The sequence below is a fragment of the Nonomuraea sp. NPDC005650 genome, from assembly GCF_040605375.1.
Classification (GTDB): Bacteria; Actinomycetota; Actinomycetes; order Streptosporangiales; family Streptosporangiaceae; genus Nonomuraea.
Genome location: NZ_JBEXCR010000002.1, coordinates 519824 through 539229, shown reverse-complemented (window position 1 = coordinate 539229; position 19406 = coordinate 519824). Strand labels below are relative to the sequence as shown.

At 72.7% G+C, this 19406-nt stretch carries 16 protein-coding genes; 9 read left to right on the top strand and 7 right to left on the bottom strand.

Features of this window, described 5'->3' with window-relative positions; all coding sequences use genetic code 11:
• Window positions 1–11: 11 nt before the first annotated feature.
• Both ABZS69_RS05295 and ABZS69_RS05290 read right to left on the bottom strand, forming a co-directional pair.
• Window positions 12–671: a response regulator transcription factor gene (locus ABZS69_RS05295; protein ID WP_355366781.1), complete on the bottom strand. Its 660-nt coding sequence runs from the start codon at window positions 669–671 to the stop codon at window positions 12–14.
• A complete protein-coding gene (locus tag ABZS69_RS05290; RefSeq protein WP_355366778.1) occupies window positions 668–1846 on the bottom strand; it encodes a sensor histidine kinase in 1179 nt (392 codons plus the stop codon). The genes ABZS69_RS05295 and ABZS69_RS05290 overlap by 4 nt, the downstream gene beginning before the upstream one ends.
• Window positions 1847–2012: 166 nt before the next feature.
• Here ABZS69_RS05290 and ABZS69_RS05285 point away from each other — a divergent pair, with 166 nt between their 5' ends.
• From ABZS69_RS05285 to ABZS69_RS05270, 4 genes are all read left to right on the top strand, one after another.
• Entirely contained in the window at window positions 2013–3002 is a 990-nt protein-coding gene (locus ABZS69_RS05285) for a carboxymuconolactone decarboxylase family protein (protein WP_355366775.1), read from the top strand.
• On the top strand, window positions 2999–3388 hold the full coding sequence (locus tag ABZS69_RS05280) for a hypothetical protein (RefSeq protein ID WP_355366772.1): 390 nt from the start codon (window positions 2999–3001) through the stop codon (window positions 3386–3388). Before ABZS69_RS05285 ends, ABZS69_RS05280 begins: the two co-directional genes overlap by 4 nt.
• Window positions 3385–4833, top strand: coding sequence for a multicopper oxidase family protein (locus ABZS69_RS05275; RefSeq protein WP_355366769.1), 1449 nt, complete (start codon window positions 3385–3387; stop codon window positions 4831–4833). Before ABZS69_RS05280 ends, ABZS69_RS05275 begins: the two co-directional genes overlap by 4 nt.
• 69 nt (window positions 4834–4902) lie before the next feature.
• On the top strand, window positions 4903–7203 hold the full coding sequence (locus ABZS69_RS05270) for a xanthine dehydrogenase family protein molybdopterin-binding subunit (RefSeq protein ID WP_355366766.1): 2301 nt from the start codon (window positions 4903–4905) through the stop codon (window positions 7201–7203).
• A 62-nt stretch (window positions 7204–7265) separates the two neighbouring features.
• Here the strand turns inward: ABZS69_RS05270 and ABZS69_RS05265 are convergent, their stop codons facing one another.
• On the bottom strand, window positions 7266–7442 hold the full coding sequence (locus ABZS69_RS05265) for a hypothetical protein (RefSeq protein ID WP_355366763.1): 177 nt from the start codon (window positions 7440–7442) through the stop codon (window positions 7266–7268).
• Window positions 7443–7646: 204 nt separating this feature from the next.
• Here ABZS69_RS05265 and ABZS69_RS05260 point away from each other — a divergent pair, with 204 nt between their 5' ends.
• From ABZS69_RS05260 to ABZS69_RS05250, 3 genes are all read left to right on the top strand, one after another.
• Complete coding sequence (locus tag ABZS69_RS05260) at window positions 7647–8114, top strand: ATP-binding protein (RefSeq protein WP_355366760.1); 468 nt, start codon at window positions 7647–7649, stop codon at window positions 8112–8114.
• A gap of 119 nt (window positions 8115–8233) precedes the next feature.
• The gene (locus ABZS69_RS05255; RefSeq protein ID WP_355366758.1) at window positions 8234–9583 is read left to right on the top strand and encodes a choice-of-anchor Q domain-containing protein; all 1350 of its coding nucleotides are present in this window, start codon (window positions 8234–8236) and stop codon (window positions 9581–9583) included.
• Between the two features lie 78 nt (window positions 9584–9661).
• Window positions 9662–11083 carry a WGR domain-containing protein gene (locus ABZS69_RS05250; protein WP_355366755.1) on the top strand — a complete coding sequence of 474 codons (1422 nt, stop codon included), beginning with the start codon at window positions 9662–9664 and terminating at the stop codon, window positions 11081–11083.
• A gap of 3 nt (window positions 11084–11086) precedes the next feature.
• Here the strand turns inward: ABZS69_RS05250 and ABZS69_RS05245 are convergent, their stop codons facing one another.
• Complete coding sequence (locus ABZS69_RS05245) at window positions 11087–12454, bottom strand: MFS transporter (protein WP_355366752.1); 1368 nt, start codon at window positions 12452–12454, stop codon at window positions 11087–11089.
• An 85-nt stretch (window positions 12455–12539) separates the two neighbouring features.
• Between ABZS69_RS05245 and ABZS69_RS05240 the strand changes: the two genes are divergently transcribed.
• A complete protein-coding gene (locus ABZS69_RS05240) occupies window positions 12540–13514 on the top strand; it encodes an AsnC family transcriptional regulator (protein ID WP_355366749.1) in 975 nt (324 codons plus the stop codon).
• A 15-nt stretch (window positions 13515–13529) separates the two neighbouring features.
• Complete coding sequence (locus tag ABZS69_RS05235; RefSeq protein ID WP_355366746.1) at window positions 13530–15680, top strand: polysaccharide lyase 8 family protein; 2151 nt, start codon at window positions 13530–13532, stop codon at window positions 15678–15680.
• Here ABZS69_RS05235 and ABZS69_RS05230 read toward each other — a convergent pair.
• From ABZS69_RS05230 to ABZS69_RS05220, 3 genes are read right to left on the bottom strand one after another with little or no spacing between them, the layout of a single operon-like run.
• On the bottom strand, window positions 15677–17740 hold the full coding sequence (locus ABZS69_RS05230; RefSeq protein ID WP_355366743.1) for a prolyl oligopeptidase family serine peptidase: 2064 nt from the start codon (window positions 17738–17740) through the stop codon (window positions 15677–15679). The genes ABZS69_RS05235 and ABZS69_RS05230 overlap by 4 nt on opposite strands.
• Before the next feature lie 3 nt (window positions 17741–17743).
• The gene (locus ABZS69_RS05225; RefSeq protein WP_355366740.1) at window positions 17744–18538 is read right to left on the bottom strand and encodes a MerR family transcriptional regulator; all 795 of its coding nucleotides are present in this window, start codon (window positions 18536–18538) and stop codon (window positions 17744–17746) included.
• A gap of 45 nt (window positions 18539–18583) precedes the next feature.
• On the bottom strand, window positions 18584–19402 hold the full coding sequence (locus tag ABZS69_RS05220) for a patatin-like phospholipase family protein (RefSeq protein WP_355366737.1): 819 nt from the start codon (window positions 19400–19402) through the stop codon (window positions 18584–18586).
• Between the last annotated feature and the right edge of the window lie 4 nt (window positions 19403–19406).

Here is a 19406-nt window from a genome sequence, read left to right as displayed (position 1 = left end):
CCATCATGGGGTCAACTCCTACGCGGAGCGACCAGGCCCGACTCGTACGCGAAGACCACGAGCTGGGCCCGGTCGCGTGCCCGCAACTTGGTCATGGCCCTGCTGACGTGCGTCTTCGCGGTGGTCGGGCTGATCACCATGTGCGCGGCGATCTCGTCGTTGGACATGCCGCGGGCGACCAGCGCGGTCACCTCGCGCTCGCGGTTGGTGAGCACCTCCAGGCCCTGCGTCTCCGGCTCGGGGCGGCGGGCCACGTACTCGCCGATGAGGCGGCGCGTGATGGCGGGGGACAGCAGCGCGTCGCCGCGGGCCGCGACCCTGACGCCCTGCAGCAGGTCGGCCGGCTCGGTGTCCTTGACCAGGAACCCGCCCGCGCCCGCCCTGAGCGCGTTGAAGACGTACTCGTCGAGGCCGTAGTTGGTGAGGATCACGACGTGGACCCCGCTCAGCCGCTCGTCGGCCGCGATGCGCCGGGTCGCCTCGATGCCGTCCATCACCGGCATCTGGATGTCGACGAGCGCCACGTCGGGCAGGTGTTCGAGGGCGAGGGCGAGGGCCTGCTCGCCGTTGGCGGCCTCGGCCACGACCTCGATGTCGTCCTCGGCCTCCAGCAGGGCGCGGAAGCCGCCGCGGATGAGTGCCTGGTCGTCGACGAGCAGCACGCGGATCACGTCGGTTCCCCCAGTGGAAGCTCTGCGCGTACGGTGAAGCCGCCCTCCGGGCGGGGCTCGGCCCGCAGGCGGCCGCCGAGCGCCGTGACGCGCTCGCGCATGCCGAGCAGGCCCACGCCGGGCACGGGCGGCGCGTCCACGCACGCCCGGCCGTCGTCGTCCACCTGCACGACCAGCTCGTCGCCGCCGAAGTCGATGCGTACGGCCGCCGCCGCCCCGCCCGAGTGCCTGGAGACGTTGGTGAGCGCCTCCTGGACGATCCGGTACGCGGCCCGGTCCACCTCGGGCGGCAGCTCGTGCCGTTCCCCCGAGACCGTCACCGTGGCCGTCAGACCGGTCGAGCGGGCCCGATCCACCAGGTCGTCGAGCCGGTCGAGCCGGCTGTCCAGCGGCCCGGTGTCGTCTGAGTCCCCGGCGTCGTCAGGGTCGCCGGGGGCGCCGGGGTCGCGCAGGACCTCCAGCGTGGCGCGCAGCTCGCGCATCGCGTCCCCGCTGGCCTCCTGGATGGCCAGCAGCGACCCGGGGACCTCCTCGCCCCGCTTGCGGGCCAGGTGCACGGCCACGCCCGCCTGAACCTTGATGACCGAAATGCTGTGCGTGAGCGAGTCGTGCAGCTCCCTGGCGATCCTGAGCCGCTCCTCGCCCGCGCGCCGGCGCGCGACCTCCTCACGGGTGCGCTCGGCCTCGGCGGCCCGCTGCTCGGCCTGCTCCAGGTACGCCTGCCGGTGCCGGGTGACGGTCGCCGCCACCCCCGACGCCAGGAACCAGCCGAGCAGCAAGATCGTTCCCTGGACGATGTCCTTGGGGCTCTGCCCGGTGACGGTGGCCAGGTCCGCCGTCAGGGTGGCGCCCAGGAACACCAGGCTCGCCATCGCGGCCAGCAGCCGGTGTCCGGCCCATACCGAGCTGAAGACCGCCACCATCACGGGGAAGGCGGCCGGCGGGCCCGGCTGGGCGTGCACGGAGAAGACGAGCATGCAGGCCGTGCCGGCGAGCAGCGGCACCAGGGGCGCGCGGCGCCAGGCGACGAGGGTGAGCGAGCCGACCAGGACGGCGGCGAGGTCGAGGACGCCTGCCTGCGGCGTGACCAGCACGATGACGGAGAGCATGGCGGCCACGACAGCGGCGAGCGCGCCGTCCAGGGCGAGCGGCCGCCATCCGTGCAGAGAGGTCATTCCTGCACATTAGAGCCTTGGCCGGGACCCGATCCTCCGCGCCTGGGTGTAATTCCTGGCTACTACCGGCGAAGTACTCCGCACGAAGGTGCGCCCGACGCGGTAGGCGCAGGAGTCGACCAGGGCACGACGCCCTGGAGCAGGAGAAATATCACGATGTTCAGCTATGGAGACACAGTTCCGTTATGTCATCCCGGTGGAGCCGCGGGCCGCCACCGGCCGGGTGGCCCAGGTCTACGCGCAGCTCGCCGACGACTTCGGCATGGCGCGCATGGCGGTCTTCCTGACGCTGTCGCCCGCGCCGGAGGTGCTCGCCGCGACCTGGTCCCTGCTGCGCGAGTCGCTGCTGGCCGGGGACGCGTCCAGGACCGGCAAGGAGGTCGTGGCGCTGGGCGTGTCGATGGCGAACCGGTGCCCGTTCTGCGTGGCCGCGCACACGACGCTGCTGCACGCGACCGGGGACCACCGGCTGGCGGAGACCATCGCCCGCGGCGGCACGCCCGACGACCCCGAGCACGCCGCACTGCTGGCCTGGGCCACGTCGCGGCGCGGCGGCGCAGGGCCGGAGCACATCGGCACGGCCCTGGCCTTCCACTTCATCAACCGCATGGCCTCTGCGCTGCTCACCGAGAACCTCCTGCCCGCGAACCTCCAGAAATCGCGCCTGGTCAGGAGCCTGGGCGGGCGGGTGATGGCCCGCACGGTGCGCAGGCGGCTGCCGCCGGGAGAGAGCCTGCCCCTGATCGCGGACCTGCCCGCACGACCGGAGCCCGCCTGGGGCGCCGGCACGGCCGTCGGCGCCGCCTACGCCGCGCTGCGGGCCGCCGGAGCCGACGGCGGCGAACTGCTCGGGGATGCCGCCCGCGCCGCCGTGGCGGGCACCGTCGCGGCCTGGGACGGGGAGCACCCGCCCATGGGCGGCGCCTGGCTGGACGCGCCGCTCGCCGAGGTCCCAGCCGGGGAACGCGCCGGGGCCCGGCTGGCCCTGCTCACCGCGCTCGCGCCGTACCGGGTGACCGACGCCGACGTGGCCGCCTGGCGCGGCTCCCGGCCGGACGGGGACCTGGTACGGCTCTGCGCCTTCGGCGCCATCTCGGCCATGGAACGCATGGAGACCCTCATCACCGGCTCAGCATTCACAGGAGGTCGATCATGACCGCGCAACACACCCTTGCCGTCCGGCCCGTGACCTGGCAGCTGCGGACGCTGACGGCCGTGGCGGCCCTGCACGTCGTCGCGCTGCTGCTCCAGGCGGTGACGGCGGGCCTGCTGCTCTCCTCGCCCGGCGGCCGGGCGCTGCACATGGCCTCGGCGGTCGCCCTGCTCGCCGTCGGGCTCGCGCACGTGGTCGCGGCGATCCTGGTCCGGTGGCCGGGCGGGGGGAGCGCGAAGTACATCGTTCCGGCCGTGGCGCTGCTGGTGGCCACGGTGGTGACGGCGATCCTCGGCGAGGCCCACGTGAAGGCCGTGCACGTGCCGCTCGGGGTGATGATGTTCGGCGCCGGGGTCGTCCAGCTCGTCAGGGTCACCTCCCGGTCATGACGCCTACACGACGAGACGCGCTGCGGCTGCTGGGGCTGGGCGCGGTGGCGGTGGCCGCCGTTCCGGGCTGCTCGCTGCTCGCGGGCACCCCGCAGCCGCAGCTCCTGGCGAGCGCGGCGCCGCTGCCCAAGCCGTACGCGGTGCCGCTGCCCGTCCCGGAGGTGGCCAAGCCGGTGCGCAGCGCGGGCGGGGCCGACTTCTACGAGCTGACCGAGCGGGCGGCCGAGGTGGAGGTGCTGCCCGGCCTGCGTACCGGGATCTGGGGGTACGGGGGCACGTTCCCCGGCCCGACCATCGAGGCCCGCGCCGGGCGGCGGACCGTCGTGAAGCTGGTCAACCAGCTCGGCGAGCCGACCGTCATGCACCTGCACGGCGGGCACACCCCGCCCGAGTCCGACGGCTTCCCGACCGACCTGGTGGGGCCGGGGGCGTCCCGCGAGTACGTGTTCCCGCTGGAGCAGCGGGCCGCCACGCTCTGGTACCACGACCACCGGATGGACTACACGGGGCCGCAGGTCTGGCGCGGGCTGGCCGGGATGTTCCTGGTGCGGGACGCGGAGGAGGAGGCGCTGCCGCTGCCCGCCGGGGAACGCGACCTGCCGCTGCTGATCTGCGACCGGTCGTTCGCCGCCGACGGAACGATGCTGTATCCGGGGCTGGGGGACCGGCCGGGGGTGCGGGAGGCGTACATGGGGGGCGTGCTCGGGGACGTGATCCTGGTGAACGGGGCGCCGTGGCCGGAGCTGCGGGTGGCCAGGGCGCGGTACCGGCTGCGGCTGTGCAACGCCTCCAACGCCCGGACGTACGAGCTGGCGACCGGCGGGCCGATGATTCAGATCGGCACGGACGGCGGGCTGCTGGCTCAGCCGCGTACGGTGCGGCAGCTCCGGCTGGCGCCCGGTGAGCGGGCGGACGTGGTGCTCGATTTCTCCGCGTACAAGGTGGGCCAGCAGGTCGAGCTGCGGAACCTGGCGGGGGAGGGGGCGCAGGGCAGGGTCATGCGGTTCGCCGTGGATCGGGACGGGAGCGACGATTCGGCCGTGCCCGCGCGGCTGTCCACGGTCGAGGCGCTCGATCCGGGGAAGGCGAAGGTGACGCGGGAGTTCGAGTTCAGCGACGGGGGCATGGGCTGGCTGATCAACGGCAAGCCGTTCGATCCCAAGCGGATGGAGGCCAGGCCCAGGCTGGGCGATGTCGAGGTCTGGCGGCTGACCAGCGACGTCGCTCATCCCGTGCACCTGCACCTCGACCACTTCCAGGTGCTGACGGTGAACGGGGAGCGGCCGCAGGGGCCGCCGGAGTGGAAGGACACCGTCGAGCTGCGCGAGGCCCAGACCGTTGAGATCGTCACCAGGTTCACCGACTATCGGGGGAGGTACGTGCTGCACTGCCACAACCTCGAACACGAGGACATGGCGATGATGGCGGCCTTCGAGGTCGTCTGAGACCCTTTACCCCGTGCCTGGCCATGGGGGTCATCGACAGGCCGGCTGGGCGCGCTCAGAATCGGGACCATGGGTGAGCCTTATGTCGGCGCCAGGACGCCGCGGCGGGAAGACGCCAGGTTGCTGACCGGTCGAGGCAGGTACGTCGGGGCGGTGCGGCTGCCGGGAACGGTCCACGCGTACGTGGTCCGCAGCCCCATCGCCCACGGGCGGCTGCTCGGCTGCGACGCCAAGGCGGCCTGGGCGGTCGAGGGCGTCCTCGACGTCATCACCCCCCAAGACGCCCCCGACCTGCGCCTGCCCTGCGTCCACCTGTCCCCCGGCCAGCAGATGAGCTCCTACCGCGTGCTGGACGACGCCGTCAGGTACGCGGGCCAGCCGCTCGCGGTCGTCGTCGCCCGCACCCCCGAGGCCGCCAGGGACGCCGCCGAGCTCGTCGACCTCTCGCTGGACGAGCTGCCGGCGGTGGTCGGGACGGAGCGGGCGATGCGGGACGGGGCCCCGCTGCTCCACCCGGAGTGGGGCACGAACGTGCTCACCGACTTCACGATGGGCGACGAGGACTGCGCCGGCTTCGTCGAGGGAGCGGCGCACGTCGTGGAGCTGACGTTCACGATGGGCCGGGTCTCGCCGTACCCGATGGAGCCGCGCGGCGTGGTGGCCTCGTACGCGGACGACGAGCTGACCGTGCACATCTCCTCGCAGGCGCCGCACCACGTGCGCGAGCACCTGGCGGGGGCGTTCGGGCTCGACCAGGACCGGGTGCGCGTCATCAGCCGCGACACGGGCGGCGGGTTCGGCGGCAAGGAGCACGTCTATCCCGACGAGGCGCTCATCTGCCTGGCCTCGATGCGGCTGGGCCGCCCGGTGAGCTGGTCGGAGTCGCCGGGCGACCGGCTGGTCGCCACGCTGCCGGCGCGGGCCGCGACACACCGGGCGCGGCTGGCGCTCGACGGGGACGGGCGCTTCGTGGCGCTGTACGTGGACGTGGTCGGCGACATCGGCGCGCATCCCTCGAACGTGGGCGCGTCGACGGCCGCGGTGACGGCCACCCTGCTGCCGGGGCCGTACCGGTTCGACCGGGTGGCGGTCCGCGTGCGCGGCGTCGTCACGAACACCACGCCGACCGGCTCCTACCGCGGGTTCGGCCAGCCGGAGGGCAGCCTGACCAGGGAGCGGCTGATCGACGAGGCGGCGCGCCGGCTGGGCGTCGACCGGGTCGAGCTGCGGCTGCGGAACATGCTGGGGCCGGGCGACCTGCCGTACTCGAACCGCGTCTACCAGCGGTACGACTCCGGCGACTACCCGCACGCCCTGCGCACCCTGCGCGACCTGGTCACCCCCGTCGAGAAGGCCGACGGGCGCAGGCGTGGCATCGGCTACTCCTGCCATGTGGAGACCACCGGCCTGGGTCCCTCGAAGGAGCTCAGGGACACCGGCATCCAGGCGGGCGGCTACGAGGCGGTGTTCCTGCGCATGGAGCAGGACGCGTCCGTGGTCGTGTCGTCGGGGGTGGTGTCGATCGGGCAGGGCATCGAGACGGCGCTGGCCCAGCTCACGGCCGACCGGGTGGGGGTGCCGATCGAGCGGGTGCGGGTGGTGCTGGGGGACACGGCGACCACGCCGTACTCGTCGGTCGGGTCGATCGCCAGCCGGTCGCTGGTGGTCGGCGGCGGGGCGCTCACTAGGGCCGCCGCCCGGCTGCGCGGCAAGCTCCTGGCGCTGGCCGCGCACCGCCTGGAGGCGGCGCCCGGCGACCTGGAGATCGCCGACGGCGCGGTGCGGGTGAAGGGCGACCCGGCGGCGTCCGTCACGCTGCGGGAGCTGGCCACGTCGGCGTGGCGCGGCTGGGACCTCCCGGACGGGGTCGAGCCGGGCCTGGAGGTACGGGTCGCCTACGACCCCGACGCCTACACCTTCGCCTACGGGGCACACGCGGCCGCCGTGGCCGTGGACCCGGAGACGGGGGCCGTCGAGGTGGAGCGCTACTGGGTCGTCAACGACGCCGGGGTGCTGGTCAACCCGGCCGTGGTGGAGGGTCAGATCTGCGGCGGCGTGGCCCAGGGGATCGGCCAGGCGCTCACCGAGGAGATCGTCTACACCCCCGAGGGCCAGCCCATCACCGACTACTTCCCGCCGACCACGCGGGAGGTGCCGGACATCGAGGTCGTGATGCTGGAGACACCGTCGCCGCTGACGCCCGGCGGGATGAAGGGAGTGGGGGAGTCGGGCACGATCGGCCCACCGGCCGCCATCGCCAACGCCGTGGCCGCCGCCCTCCCGGAGATCGCCGGCCGGGTCACCGACGTTCCCCTGACCCCGTCCTACGTCTGGTCCCTGCTCGCGGGGGAGGCGGGGCAGGCCCGCTGAGCCGGGTCGCGTCGCCGGGCCGCGGCGGCGGCGACGCGAACAAGATCCTCAGGCGCCGGTCGTCATGGCCGGGTCACCAGGATGTCCTTCAACTCCATGCCCGCCCTCGACAGCGCCTGCTCCAGCGCCTTCATCCCGGCGGGCTTGGGTTTCGGCGGCGGCTCGCCCCGCCGGCCCGCTCGGGGGGCGGCGGCGGGGGGCTGGGTGTCGATCTCGGGCGTGTTCTCGTCAGTGCTCATGGCAGAGCCCATACCCGTCGTTTCGGGCGGGCGGCTAAAAAGAATTGCGATTTCTCACCGAAGATTCGACCCAAAAGGCCTCCCCGTGCGTACAGGTTTCGACGGCCGTGTACGTCAACCCATAGGCAGGTCCTCTTGTTGAGTGAAACGCGCATTCGCTGCCCCTCTGTCCCGGAAGCCCGGCAAACACAGGAAAGAGATGCCATGGCCACGCTGCGATCAGCTCGTCGGAGCCGGATGCAGTACGTCTGGCCGCTGCGCGAGGACGTTCGGACGGTCGGTCATGCGCGGGCGGTCATCCGCGATGAATTGTCGGAACTCTCCCTTTGTCCGGACCTCATTGACGACGCCGTCCTCATGGTGAGCGAATTGATCACCAATGCCTTGATGTACGGTGACGCCCCGTACGAACTGGCCCTGCACATCGACGCGAGAGAGATCATGTGCGTGGTCCTGGACAGCAGTCCGCTGCTGCCGGAGCCCGCCCAGCCGGACGAGCGGGCCGAGCACGGGCGCGGGCTGGGGATCATCGCCAGGCTCTCCGACGGCTTCTACGGCTGCCATCCCCAGCGCTACGTCACCCACCCCGAGCTCGTCGGCAAGGCCACCTGGTTCGCGCTGCCGCGGAGCGGCGCGGCCGGCAACGTGGTGCCGCTCCGTGCAGGAACGTGAACATACAGATTTAAGTCAGGAAAAATCGGGACTTTCCGACAAAATCCGGTTAATGTGTCAGCCGCAAGCTGGGGATGATCTTCGTTGCGTGACGAAGCCCCGGCAGTTCTGGAGGCTGAATGTCAGGCTGGAACTTGCGGACCGGCGCGTCGACGGCGGCACTCGCGCTCGTCGCCACCACGCTCGCCACGACCGTGGCAACGGGCACCGCATCGGCGGCCGCCGCCGTCTACTACGTGGACTCCGTCAGCGGAAACGACTCCGCCTTAGGCACCACGGAGGCCACCGCGTGGAAGACCCTCACCAAGGCGACGGCGGCGAACCTGCCCGCCGGCGCCAAGCTGCTGCTGAAGCGCGGCAGCACGTGGAAGGGGCAGCAGCTCGCCATCACCGAGAAGGGCACCGCGCAGGCCCCGATCGTCGTGGACACATATGGCACGAGCACCGCCAAACCGATCATCTCCGGGGACAACGAGGCGTGCGTGAGCCTGGAGGGCTCGTATATCGAGGTCTACAACCTGCAGGTGGGCGTGCCCCGGGACGACGGCCGCTGTGAGTGGGCCGGGGTCAAGGTGACGGGCAACCACAACGTCGTCGAGCGCAACTACATCACGGGCGCCGCGGCCGGGGTCTACATCGCGCCGAAGGCGCAGTACAACGCGGTGACGGCGAACGAGTTCGTCGACAACAACTTCATGAGCAAGAACACCGAGGAGCCGGGCAACGACGACTCGGGCGCGTTCGCGATGCTCGTCCAGGGCGACTACACCGACATCGGCTGGAACGACATCCGCGGCTCGATCGCGAGCAGCTATGACTACGGGCTGGACGGCGCGGCCGTGGAGATCTTCCTCGGCTCCAACAACCGCATCCACCACAACATCGCGGTGGACAACGAGACCTTCACCGAGCTGGGCACCAGCAAGGACGTCGACGAGAACGGCGACCCCGCGGACCCCGACGGCACCTCGGGCAACGTCTTCGAGTACAACGTGATCACCGGCCCCAAGACCGGCGCGGCCCTGGTGACCCGCGGCCCGCAGGAGCCCGGCGAGGACCCCGACCCGAACGGGCCCGTGCTGAGCACCGTGTTCCGCAACAACTCCGTCTACCTGACCCAGGCCGACTCCCAGGGCGTCGTCTGCGACGCGGGCTGCACCAACGCCCACCTGTCGATGTCGCAGAACGTCATCCAGGTCGTGAAGAAGACCGCCTACGGCCCGAACGTCACCGACAGCCACCACAACGTGTTCTTCGGCGCCGCGCAGCACCAGATGGGCGGCCACGACAACGTCACGGCCGACCCGAAGTTCGACCTCACGAACACCGAGAACCCGCTGAGCCTGCGTGCCGGGAGCCCGGCCATCGATCTCGGGATCACCAAGTTCAGCGACAACGACGTGACCGGCCGGGCGATCGACGGCAGCGACGGCGCGGTCGACGCCGGGGCCTACGAGTACGACAAGTAAGTCCCTGCGGTTTGTCGCCGCCGTCCTCTACTCTCCGGGGCAAGTGATCAGGCCCGGCAAATCAGGAGAAGTGCGGACATGACCTATCTGGAGTTGTCAGAGGACGGCGGCGGATCGCACAAGTTCTACGACGTGACCGTGGCCGGCACCCGCGTCACGATCACGTACGGACGCATCGGCGAGGCCGGCCAGACCAAGGTCACCGACTTCCCCACCGCGGCCAAGGCCCAGGCCGCGGCCACCAAGAAGATCGGCGAGAAGACCCGCAAGGGGTACGCCCAGGCGGTCCGCGGGGTGCGCCAGCGCCGGGCCATCACCCACCGGGCCATCGCCAGCAGCACCTCGACCGCCCAGCAGGCGCCGGTCCTGTGGCGCTTCGACAGCGGGGCGTCGGCGTTCGGCATCTTCGTGGACGGAGAGCGCTGCTGGGTCGGCAACCAGCGCGGCGACGTCTACACCGTCACCCACTCCGGCACCGTGACCGGCCGCTTCAGGCTCCCGGACGGCGTCAAGTGCATCGTGGCCGACGACTTCTGGATCTACGCGGGCTGCGACGACGGCCGCGTGTACGACCTGAGCGGCAAGGTGCCGAGGTCCGCGTACGAGATCGCCGCCGACGTGGACATCTACTGGCTCGACATCCACGACGGCGTGCTCGGCGTCTCCGACCGCGCCGGCGGGGTCACCACGATCGACTACGAGGACGAGTTCCAGTGGTCGCGCAACGGCGCCGGCGACTCGGCCTGGATGGTCAGGTGCGACGAGGACTCGGTCTACCACGGGCACTCGAAGGGCGTCGCCCGCTACGAGGTCGAGGGCGGCACGCCCGTCTGGCAGACCGCCCTCGGCGAGCAGGTGCTGTTCGGCTGGCAGGAGGCGCACTCCGTCTACGCAGGCACCGCCCGCGGCTCCGTGGGCCGCGTGGTCCGCCTGGCCAAGGGCGACGGCCGGATCGAGGCCGCCTACCAGTGCGACGGCGCCGTCTACTCCTGCGCCACCTCGCCGGGCGGCCGCCACGTCTTCGCCGGCGACAACCATTCGTCGGTCTACTGCTTCGACGCCTCGGGCGAGCGGCTGTGGAAGCTCGGCACCGGCTGCGGCTCCGCGTTCTCCATGCAGTTCCTGGACGACCGCCTCTACATCGTCACCACCGACGGCTCGCTGGCCTGCATCGACGCGAGCGAGGCGGCCATCGCCGCGGCCCGCGCGGGCAGCGTGCCGCAGCCGCTCGACGTCAAGGCGGCCGCGTCGCTGCAGGTCGTAGAGCCGTCGGTGACGCTGGAGACCACCACCGACGCGGGCGACGGCGTGGTGGTGGAGTGCGTCAGGGACGGCGAGCGGCTGCGGGTCCGCGTGGTCACCGCCGGCTACGAGTCGTGGAACGTGCAGTTCCCCAAGGACGTCCGGGAGGCCGGGGCCCGCTACCTCGTCGACGGCGTGCGCTCCGCCGGCCGGGGCGGCTTCTACCGCGCGTACGGTGAGATCCGCCGCCTGCTCTGACGCTCACGCCGCTTTCGCCGGGCGGACGGTGGCCAGGACCAGGAGCCCCGCCGCCAGGCCGGTGACGGCGCTCGCCCGGTAGACGTCGTTGAGCGCGGCGTACGGGGCCAGGCCGTCCTGGTACAGGATGCCGAACACGGCGACGCCGAGCGCGTACCCGAGCTGCCTGACCGTGTTGACGGTGCCCGCCGCCATGCCCGCCCGCCGCGGCGGCGCGTACGCCATGGCGGCCGAGCTCAGCGACGGGATGGCCAGCCCCACGCCCACCCCCGTCACGATCAGGCCGGGCACCAGCGCGGTCCACGACGAGTGCGGGTCGAGCGTGCCCTGGAGGAACGCGCCCGCGCCGATCAGCAGCAACCCGCCGCCGACCGCCGCCCTCGGGGACAGCCCGGGAAAGAGCCGGGCGGCGGCGACCGAGGTCACCAGGGAGGCGAAGGCCATCGGCGACAGCGCCAGCCCCGCCGTCATGGGGCCGAGCCGGAGGTCCTGCTGCAGCCAGAGCGAGGTGAAGGCGAGGCAGGCGAACGCGGCCGGCACGAGCAGCGTGGCCCCGGTCATGATGCCGCTGAACGAGCGGTCCGCGAAGAGCCTGAGGTCCAGCATGGGGTGCTCGCCGCGGGTCTCGATGACGGCGAACACCGCGAACGCCACCGCCGCCCCGGCCAGCGGCACGAGCGTCTGGGCCGAGGCCCAGCCGTGCTGCCCGACCTCGATGAGCCCGTACGTGAGCGCGCCCGCCGCCACCGTGAACGTCACCATGCCCGGCCAGTCGAGCCGCCCCCTGCCGGGCGTGCGCGACTCCTCGACCGTGCGCAGGGTCAGCCAGACGGCGCCCAGGCTGATGGGCAGGTTCACCAGGAAGATGGCCCGCCAGTGCAGGTGCTCGGTGAGCAGGCCGCCGAGCACGGGGGCGATGGCCGCGGCGGCCCCGCTGACGCCGCCCCACACGCCGAACGCGATGCCGCGCTGCCTGCCGTGATAGGTGGCGCTGACCAGGGCCAGGGTCGTGGCCATCATGGCGGCCGCGCCCGCGCCCTGGACCACGCGGGCGGCCAGCAGCACGCCGCCGCTGGGCGCGAGCCCGCAGGCCAGGGAGGCCAGCGCGAACACGATCAGCGCCCACAGATAGACCCTGCGCTGTCCCACGTGGTCGGCGAAGGACCCGGCGGCCAGCAGCAGGGCGGCCAGGGTCAGCGCGTAGCCGTCCAGCAGCCACTGCGTGCCGGTGAAGGACAGGTGGAGGTCGTCGATGATGTCGGGGAGCGCGACCATGACGATGGTCACGTCGACGAGGAGCATGAAAGCGCCGGTGCACGCGGCCACCAGCGGCCACCAGCCGGTCCTCGTCGCTACGGGGGTCTGGGTCATGGCGAATACGTTCGGGCCCGGGTGCGGATAATCGCCAGTCAAAGCCGCACATCTGACGGATTTCCGTGCGAGCTAGCCTGTGCTGGTGGAAAACATCGCACTGGACGAGCTGGACCGGGGGCTCCTGCACGCGCTGCAGGTGGACGGGCGGGTCTCGTTCAGCCGCGTCGGCGAGGTGCTCGGCGTGTCCGACCAGCGGGTGGCCCGCCGCTACCGGCGGCTGCGCGCCGCCGGCACGGCACGGGTGGTCGGCGCGGTGGACGCCCAGCGGCTCGGCTACGAGTCATGGGTGATCAGGCTGCAGTGCACGTCCGACGCGGCGGTCCCGATCGCCGAGGCGCTGGGACGGCGCTCCGACACGTTCTGGGTGCACCTTCTGTCCGGCGGCACCGAGATCTCCTGCAGCACGATCCAGCGGACGCCGAAGGAGCGCCAGTCGCTGCTGCTGAGCAGGCTGGCGCGGACGGACCGCGTGCTGTCGGTCACGGCGCACAGGAGGCTGCACATGTTCGTGGGCGGGCGGGTCGGCTGGGCCGGGCTGTTCACGCTCTCGCCCGAGCAGGTGGCGGCCGTCGAGGAGGGGCGGGCGTTCCCCGGCCACGGCGGGGACGAGCCGATCACGCTGGGCCCCGGTGACGACGCCCTGCTGGAGGCGCTGGCGCGGGACGGCCGGGCACCCTACGCGGACCTGGCGGCGGTGACGGGCTGGTCGGAGTCGACGGTCCGGCGGCGCATGGAGCAGCTCTACGGGGCGGGGGCGCTCTTCTTCCACCTCGACGTGCTGCCCACGCTGCTGGGCAGGCAGGTGGAGGCACAGCTGTGGATGTCGGTCCCGCCGTACGAGCTGGCCAGGACCGGGCAGGCGATGGCCGAGCATCCGGAGGTCGCGTTCGTGGGCGCGACCACGGGCCCCTCCAACCTGTTCGCCACCGTCGTGTGCCGCGACGACGCGGCGTTCTACCGCTATCTGACCGAGAGCCTGGGCACGCTGCCCGCGATCGGGCACATCGAGACCGCGCCGATCATCAGGACCGTGAAGCGGTTCGGGGCCGTGCTCTGAGCCGATAATCGAGGCGTGCACCGGCCAACCAGGCGCTCGTTACTCAAGCTCGGCGGGGTGACCGCGGCCGGGGCGCTGGGCGCGCTGGTGCCCGCGGCCCCCGCGCTCACCCCGGACGACTCCTTCCTGCGGTTACGCCGCCGCTGGCTGGAGGTCACGGTGGGCGGAGGGTACGACCCGGCCGCCGAGCCGTACCGGACCTGGCTGGCGAAGCTGGGCGGGACGGCGGCCCGCCACCGCGACACCATGGCGCCGGGCCGCGCCTCGCTCTGGCCCGACCAGGCGTTCCCCTCCTTCGTGGCCACTCCGCGGCGGCTGCGGGCCATGGCTCAGGCGTACGTGCTGGAGGGCACCGGCCTGACCGGCGACGCGGGGCTGGCGGCGGCGGTCGCGGAGGGCGTGGACCACTACCGGCGCAACGTGTACGCCGACGGCGCCGAGGCGACCGGCAACTGGTGGCACTGGCAGATCGGCGTGCCGAAGGCGCTGCTCGACGCGGCGGTGCTCGTCGAGCTGCCCGAGCCGCAGGGCGCGAGGCTGCGGGACGCGGTCGACCACTTCGTGCCGGAACGCCGGCTCGGCGCCTACCGGGGCAACAGCACCGCGGCCAACCGCGTGGACCTGTGCCTGGTGATGCTGCTGCGGGCGATGCTCGGGTCCGACTACGGCAAGGCGGCGCTGGCGGTGTCCGCGCTCACGCCGGTCTTCCGCGTCGTCGGCGAGGGCGACGGGTTCTACCGGGACGGGTCGTTCATCCAGCACACGCACGTGCCCTACCAGGGGGCCTACGGGGTGACGCTGCTGTCGGGGCTGGCGACGCTGTTCGCGGTGCTGCGGGGCACGCCGTGGGAGGTCTCCGACCAGAACGTGTTCGACATGGTCGAGAGGTCGTTCGCCCCCTTCGTCCGCGACGGCGCCTGCATGGACCTGGTCCGCGGCAGGGGAGTCGCCAGGAAGCCGTTCGGCGACCACGAGCGGGGGCGGGAGATCGCCGCCGCGGTCCTGCTGCTGGGGGAGGGCGCCCCGGCCGCCGAGCGGGCGCGCTGGCAGGCCATGGTCAAGGGCTGGGCCGTTCGCGACACGCATCGGCCGATGCTGTCGCATCCCGAGCCCGCGTTCCACGCCCGGCTGGCCGCGGTCATGGCCGACGCCTCCGTGCCGGCGGCGGAGGAGCCGGTCGGGCACCGGCTGCTGCCGATGAGCGCCAGGGCCGTGCACCGCAGGCCGGGCTGGTGCGCGGCGCTCAGCATGGCCTCCTCCAGGATCGGCCACTACGAGCACGGCAACGGCGAGAACCTGCGCGGCTGGCACACCGGCTCGGGGATGCTCTATTGGTGGGCCGAGGGCCACGGCGACCAGTATTCGGACGACTTCTGGCCCACCGTGGACCCCTACCGGCTGCCCGGGACGACCGTCTCCACCAAGAGGCTGCCCGACGGCGCGGGCGGCGCCTGGGGCGACACCCGCCCGCCGGGGCGGTGGGTGGGCGGGGCCACGGACGGCACGTACGCCACCGTCGGCCAGCACCTGAACGGCCTGGAGAGCACGATGGAGGCGTTCAGGTCGTGGTTCTTCCTCGACGACGCGATCGTGTGCCTGGGCGCGGGCCTCACCTCGGAGGACGGCGTGCCCGTCGAGACGGTCGTGGACAACCGCAGGACCGGCGCCCCGCTGACGGTGCGGGAGGGCTGGGCCCACCTCGAAGGGCACGGCGGCTACGTCGTGCGCGCGCCCCTGCGCACGCTGCGCGAGAGCCGCACCGGCGGCGGCGTGACCCGCGACTACGTGACGCTCTGGCTCGACCACGGCGTCGACCCGCGCTCGGCCGGGTACGTCTACCTGCTCCTGCCCGGCGCCGGGCAGGAGGAGACCCGCGCGCGGGCCGCCGACCCCGGCTGGGTGCGCGTGCTCGCCAACACCGACCGCCTGCAGGCCGTCCACGTGCCCTCGCTGGGCCTGACCGCGGCGAACTTCTGGGACGCCGGGACCGCGGGCGGCCTGACCGCCTCGGCCCCGTGCGCGGTGCTGGTGCGCGCCGGCACGCTGACCGTGTCGGACCCCCGACGCGACCTCGACGAGCTGAGCGTCACGTGGGCGGGGGAGACGTTCACCTTCGGCGGGCTGGCCGGCAAGGAGGGCGCCTCCACGACCCTACGGCTCCGCTAGACGCCGCCGCCGCGTTCTTCTGGACGTAGGCCCAGCTCACGCATGACGAAGGCCAGCCAGTCCGTCTGCTGCGCGACGATCGTGCTCCAGTTCGTGCCCCCGTGCCCGGCGTCCGCCCAGACGCGCAGGAGCACCGGGTGGGAGGCGGTGGTGGCGGCCTGCGCCCTGGCGGCGAACTTGCGGGAGTGCCAGGCCGGGCAGCGCGGGTCGTTGGCGCCCGCGTCCAGCAGGATCGCCGGGTACGCCGTGCCGGGCCGCACGTTGTGGTAGGGCGAGTAGGCCATGAGCACGGGCGCGTCGGCAGGGTCGGCCGGGTCGCCGTACTCGGGGAGGGTGGCGGCGGCCCCCACCGGGTCGTGGACCACGCGCATCAGGTCCAGCTTCGGAGCGACGCAGGCGACCGCCCGCCACAGGTCGGGGCGCTGGGTGGCGGCCACGCCCGCGAGCATCCCGCCGTTCGAGGCACCCTGGAAGGCCAGCCGGTAGGGGGCGGTGACCCCGTCGGCGATCAGCTGGTCGGCGATGGCGTACAGGTCGTCGAAGCTGTTCTGCTTGGCGTGCAGCCGGCCGGCCTCCCACCACTCCAGGCCGAACTCGCCGCCGCCGCGCACGTGGGCGTGCGCGTAGATCCCGCCCGCCTCGACGAACGCGGCCAGGGGCCCGAGGTACGAGGCCAGCTCCGCGATGTTGAAGCCGCCGTACGCGTGGATCAGCGTCGGCCGCGGCTCCGCGCGGTCCAGGTCGGCCCGGTGGACCAGCGTGCAGGGGACGCGCGTGCCGTCCTTCGAGGTGGCCCACACGCGGGCGGTGACCAGCCCGGGGATGGTGTGCCCGCCGCCCTGCAGGGCGGTCATGGTCCCCGTCTCCAGCTCGTAGTGGTAGACGGTGGGCACCTGCGCGTAGGAGGTGAAGCCGAAGGTGACGGCGTCCTCGCAGCCGACGACCTGGTCCATCACGCCGAGCGCGACCACTCCCTGCGCCACCGAGCTGACCGAGCCGGGGCCCGGCAGGGGGACCTCGGCGAGCTCCTTGCCGTCCGGGTCGAGGATCCGGACGCGGGAGACCGTGTCCACCAGCTCGCCGATCACCAGCCGGTCGCCCACCGGGGTCACGCCGGTCAGCACCGCGTCGCCGCCGGGCACCAGCTCCGTCCAGGTGTCCTGGTCGCCGGGGCTGTCGAGGGGGATGCGGACCAGGCGGCCACGCGGGGCGCCGGCCGTGGTGACGCACACGTACGCGTCGCCGACGATCTCGCCCTTGTAGAGGTGCTCGGCGTCGGTGACGAACTCCCGCCACTCCCAGCCTGAGTCGTCCAGCCGGGCCAGGAAGTGCGGCCGGGGCCGGAGATGGTCGACCTGGAGCACCGCCCAGCGGCCGTCGCGGGAGACCTTGGGGATGGCGAACATGTGCGGGATGTCCAGCGGCTCCGGCTGGGTGGGCGGCTCCGTCCCGAGCCGGTGGAAGAACAGCCGCCAGCGCAGCGGCCCGGCGGCCGTCTCGTTCGCCATGTAGAAGAAGCCGCTGCCGTCGGGGAGCCAGGCCACAAGGCCGGGCCGCGGCTGGGGCACGCCGTCGAGCAGCACCTTCCCGCTGTCGATCTCGATCACCTTGAGCACGGGCAACTCGCGGCCCGCCGAGTCCAGCGAGTACGCCAGGAGCCGCCCGTCCGGCGACGGCTTGGGGGACATCCGCAGCGGCGTGCCGTCGGACAGCTCGTTGAGGTCGATCACGGTACGCCAGGGCCCGGCGGGCGTGTCGGCCACCTCCAGGACCATCAGCTCGCGCCCGTCGGGGATCCGGCCGCTGAACCACCGGGGCCCATGGCGGACGGGGACCACCAGGTTGCGCGCGTCCATCTGCTCGACCAGCTCGCCGACCCTGGCCGCGAGCGCGCCGTGGTGCGGCCAGCCGTGGATCCAGGACCTGGCCAGCTCGTCCTGGGCCGCCTGCCAGGCCAGGACGTCCGCGCCGTCCTCCTCCAGCCACTGGTAGGGGTCGTCGAACACCTGGCCGCCGACCTCGTTGTGCTCTGGGCGTACCGGCGTGTCGGGATAGCGCATGCGTCACTCTCCGCTCTCGCGCGCGTTCCTGGCGCGCTGGAGGTAGTCGATGACGGCGGGCAGGTCGCCCGCCTCCAGCCAGTCGACCTGGCGGCTGATCTCCTCGCTGAGCCCGGCGCTGTTGTCGCGCCACAGTGCCATGCCGGCGGCGGTGAGCTGCTGCTTGACCTGCTCGTCGCCGGGCTGCAGCGCGGCGGACATGGCCTCCCAGCGCGCGGAGATCTCCTGCACCCGGGGGTCCTCGACGGGCGTGCCCGCCAGGAGGAGCTCCCGGGTCTCGCGGACGAGCCCCATCCACTCCGCCCGCAGGCCCGTCAGCCGCTCGTCGCCCAGCTCCACCCGCCGCTTGGCCAGGTGGTCGCGGAGCTCCTGGGCGAAGTACGTCTCGTAGACCGAGATCATTTCGAGCGCGGCCATGAACTGCTCGGCATCGGGCATGACCGACTTGTCCATCAGCCACATGAGGCCGCTGATCTGCTGTTTCAGCTGCCCCAGCCGGGCGGACTGGATCTCGATCTCGGCGAGCTGCGCTCCGAGCAGGTTACGCAGGGTCCCGAGATCGTCCTCCGGCCCGCTCAGGACCGCGGCGATCTCGTCCAGGGACAGCCCGAGGCCGCGCAGCGCGCGCACCCGGTAGAGCCTGCGCAGATCGGCCTCGGTGTAGCGACGGTGCCCGGACGCCGTCCGCTCACCGGGCTTGACGAGGCCGATCTCGTCGTAGTGGTAGAGCGTCCTGACGGTCACCCCGGAGGCCTTGGCCAGCTCCCCGATCGTCCATCGACGCGCGTCTTCGCTCACGCACCTGACGGTAGAACCTCCCGTGGCGGGAGGTTCAAGAGCCGATTACTTCCAATGTGCGGCCACCTGGGTGACCGCGGAGCGGCCCTGGGCGTATCCGGCCCGGGCGCTGGGCGTGCGCACCTCCGGGGCGAGGGGGTCGGCGCCGACGGCGGCCAGCGAGTCGGCGTCCGGCTCGATCACCTCGACCCGGCCGTCGAGCGCGGCCCAGGACGGCTCACCGAGGTCGGGCATCGGGGCCAGCACCAGCACCTTGTCGAACCCGGCCGCGAAGTCGGAGTTGGTGCTCGTACGCACGCCGCCGTCCATGTAGCGGACCTCGTCGATCGTCACGCACGGCCACACACCGGGCACCGCGCAGCTGGCCGCCACCGCGTCCACCAGCTCCACCCCCGACCCGGGCTCGAACAGCCTGGGCTCGCCGCTGACCGCCTCGACCGCCACGATCACCAGGTCGCGCCCCGGCCATTCGTGCACGGGCAGCCGGGCCTCGATGACCTCGCGCCGCCTGGCCTCGCTGATCGTGTCGGCGGCCAGCGCCATCGCGCCGACCCTCCGCCGCTGCTCGACCGGGTCGGGCGTGCTCTCGTAGATCTTCTGGAGCTTCGCCCACAGCTCCTCCATCAGCACCCCGCTGGGCAGTTCGAGCGTCTGGAGCGCGGGGTCGACCTGCCGTTCGAGCAGCGCGGAGAGCGGCAGGCCGCTGGTGATCTGGGCGGCGACCGCCGAGCCGGCCGATGTGCCGACGACGCGGTCGGCCCCTGTCACGTCCACGCCGCCGTCGGCGAGCGCCGCCAGCACGCCCGTCATCCACGCGATCCCGGCGACCCCGCCGCCGCCCAGCACCAACGCCCGCTTGCTCATAGGC